Genomic DNA, 2,947 nt, shown 5'->3' on the forward strand with positions numbered 1-2,947 from the left:
CTGCTGCTGGGTGGGCGGGCCGCCGACCTTTTCGGGCGCAAGCGGGTCTTCCTCTACGGTCTCGGGTTGTTCAGCGTGGCCAGTCTCGCCGCCGGGTTCGCGCAGAGCGGGGATGTGCTGATCGCCGCGCGGGCCGTGCAGGGAGTCGGGGCCGCGATCCTCGCGCCCGTCACGCTGTCGCTGGTGACCGCGAACTTCCCCGAGGGGCCCGCGCGGACGAGGGCGATCGCGCTGTGGACGGCCGTCGGCACCGCCGGGGGCGCCACGGGCGGGCTCGTCGGCGGAGTGCTGACCGACCACCTGAGCTGGCGCTGGGTGTTCCTGATCAACGTGCCGGTCGGGGCGCTGGTCGCCCTGGTCGCCGTCCGGTGGCTGCGGGACGGCCGGAGCCCCGCGGGACGCGTCCGGCTCGACCTGCCGGGCGCCGTGCTCGTCACCGCCGGGGTGGCCCTCCTCGCGTTCGGCATCGGGCGGATTGAGAGCCACGGGTGGCAGGGCCTGGTCCCGGTCGTCGCCGGGCTGGCGCTGCTGGCGGCGTTCGTCGCCGTGGAGGCGCGAACCGCTCAGCCGCTCGTGCGGCTCGGGCTGTTCCGGCTGCGCAGCGTGGCGGTCGGCAACCTCGCCACCCTGGTCATCATGATGGGCGGTTTCGCCCTCTGGTACTTCCTGTCGCTCTACATGCAAAACATCCTCGGGTACAGCGCCGTCCGCGCGGGGGTGTCGTTCCTGCCTCACACGCTCGGCATCATCCTCGGGTCGCGGCTGGCCCCGATGCTCATGGAGCGCATGGACGCGCGGCTCCTCGCGGGCATCGGCGGGCTGATGGCGGCGGCCGGGTTCGCGTGGCAGAGCGTCGTGCTGGACGCCGGCGGCACGTTCCTCGGCTCAGTGCTCGGGCCGGGTGCGACGATGGCGCTCGGGTTCGGGCTGCTGATGACGCCGCTGGTGGAGGCGTCCACGCGGGGCGCGCCGGACGCGGAGGCCGGGGCCGTGGCGGGCGTGGTCAACACGTCCCGGACGATCGGTGGCGCCATCGGCCTCACGGTCCTCGGCGCGGCGGCGGCCGCGGCCGGCCCGGAACCGGCGGACGGCTACGCGGCGGCCTTCCGCGCCGCCGCCCTCATCACCGCCGCCGGGACGGCGCTCGTCGCCTTCCTCCCCGGCCGTCGCATGTGACCGAGCCGCACTGAGCGCGTACGTCCGGGGTGAGAAGGGACCGGGCGCCCGCCGGAGAGAGCGGGCGCCCGGCGCTGGTCGGGTCAGCGGGCGGCGGCCTCGGTGAGGGTGACGCCGGTCGCGACGCCGAGGAGGCCGTTCTGGAAGTTCCGCTCGACCTCGGCGATCTCGGCGGAGTTCGGGTAGGGGTTGCGGCAGGACGTCCCCGCGCTGGCCCCGGACATCAGGTCCGTGCAGCGGCCGGTGCGCCGGTCCGGCAGGCCGAGGACGTGGCCCAGCTCGTGGGACGCGATCCGTACCGTGTAGTGGCCTTCCTGAACGGCCTGGCGGCCCATCCAGATCGTGCCGCGGCCGAGGCTCGTGACGCGGGCGCGGGGCCAGCCGTTGTCGGCGACGATGACGACGTCGGCGGGGGACCCGGCGACGAACCGGACGTTGGAGAGGCGGGCGTTCCAGATCTGGGCGCCCTGGTCGACGGCGGAGCGGAACTCGGCGGAGCGGCTCGCGTCGTACCGGATCGTGCGGACGGCTTCGGCGGCCTCGGCCGAGGCGGTGGTGCCCGTCCCGGCCAGGAAGGTCAGTCCGAGCAGCAGCGCCGCGCAGACCCTCAGCAGGTTTCTGATGACCATGGGGGTTCCTCGTGCGGTGGGGAGCGGGGGGTGGAGGCACCCTCCGCCGGGCACCGCGCTCCGGCGGAGGGCGCGTTCAGGCGGGCCGGTCAGCCGTTGAGGGCGCTGCCGGTGATCTGCAGGATGCGGGTGCGGTAGGCGGTGACGTCGCCGTAGATGGCGGGGGACGTCGCGCAGGTGGAGGCGGTGCCGCGGCTGGTCGCGCCGACGAGCTGCCAGCGGCCCGACGAGCCGATCAGCGCGGGCCCGCCGGAGTCGCCGTAGCAGGCGCCGCGCCCGCCGCCGCCCTCGATGCACAGCTCGGGGTTGCGGAGACCGCTGCACTGGGAGTCCGAGAGGATCCGGGTGTCGAGCTGGCGGAGGCCGACGGGCGCGGGTCCGCAGCCGCGCACCGCGCAGGTCTGCCCCCAGCCGAGCAGCCGGGTCGCCGAGCCGACCGGCGCGCTGGTCGCGATGGTCACGGGCGCGGACGCGGCGGGGCTGGCCAGGCGCAGCAGCGCGACGTCGCCGCCGAGCACCTGCCGGGCCGCGACCCGGCGGACCTCGCCGCCGGAGTTGTAGGTGGTGGTGCCGATCCTGACCTGGTACGGGGTGCCGCAGTGCGCCGCGGTCACGACGTAGCTCGGCGCGACAAGCGAGCCGCCGCAGCTGTGCCGGCCGGCGGAGCTCTGCAGCGACACCATGAACGAGTAGGTCTGGGACGCCGGCGAACCGCCGACGATCTTCGTGGTGGGCTGCTCGGTGGGCTGCGGGGCGGGCTCCGCGTTGGCCACCGACATCCCGGACAGCGCCATGAACGCCGCCGGAACCGCGGCCAGCAGGCTGCGCTTCTTCATGAGCGGGGGGTCCTTTCACACGAGCGGGGGGGGAACGTGCCGACCGCAGGGCCCTGACGGTCACCGACCGCCGACACGGAACCGCCGCGGCGTCGGACCGGTGCACCGACTATCGACCACGAATGCGCGGTCCGCCATAGCCGATTCCGGCCGCCGCCACCGCAATAGAAGGACTTCCAAGAAAAGAGCGGGCGCCACCTGCGAACTTTCTACGCCCACCCCGCCCGCACTGAACGAACGCCCATTTTTTCAACCCGCCTGTTCACACCTTGGAAAGGCCCGGTCGCCCAGTACCCGCATTGGAAC

3 protein-coding genes are annotated in these 2,947 nt (G+C 74.1%); 1 reads left to right on the top strand and 2 read right to left on the bottom strand.

Features of this window, described 5'->3' with window-relative positions; all coding sequences use genetic code 11:
- Positions 1 to 1,176, top strand: a 1,176-nt coding sequence (locus tag E1200_RS32400) for an MFS transporter (protein WP_131956356.1), incomplete at its 5' end; no start/stop codon positions are given.
- A gap of 83 nt (positions 1,177 to 1,259) precedes the next feature.
- Here E1200_RS32400 and E1200_RS32405 read toward each other — a convergent pair.
- Positions 1,260 to 1,805, bottom strand: coding sequence for a snapalysin family zinc-dependent metalloprotease (locus E1200_RS32405; protein WP_131956358.1), 546 nt, complete (start codon positions 1,803 to 1,805; stop codon positions 1,260 to 1,262).
- An 89-nt stretch (positions 1,806 to 1,894) separates the two neighbouring features.
- Positions 1,895 to 2,641, bottom strand: a complete 747-nt coding sequence (locus tag E1200_RS32410; protein ID WP_165950559.1) for a serine protease — start codon at positions 2,639 to 2,641, stop codon at positions 1,895 to 1,897.
- Between the last annotated feature and the right edge of the window lie 306 nt (positions 2,642 to 2,947).

Origin of the sequence: Actinomadura sp. GC306 (assembly GCF_004348665.1) — a bacterium.
GTDB lineage: Bacteria > Actinomycetota > Actinomycetes > Streptosporangiales > Streptosporangiaceae > Spirillospora.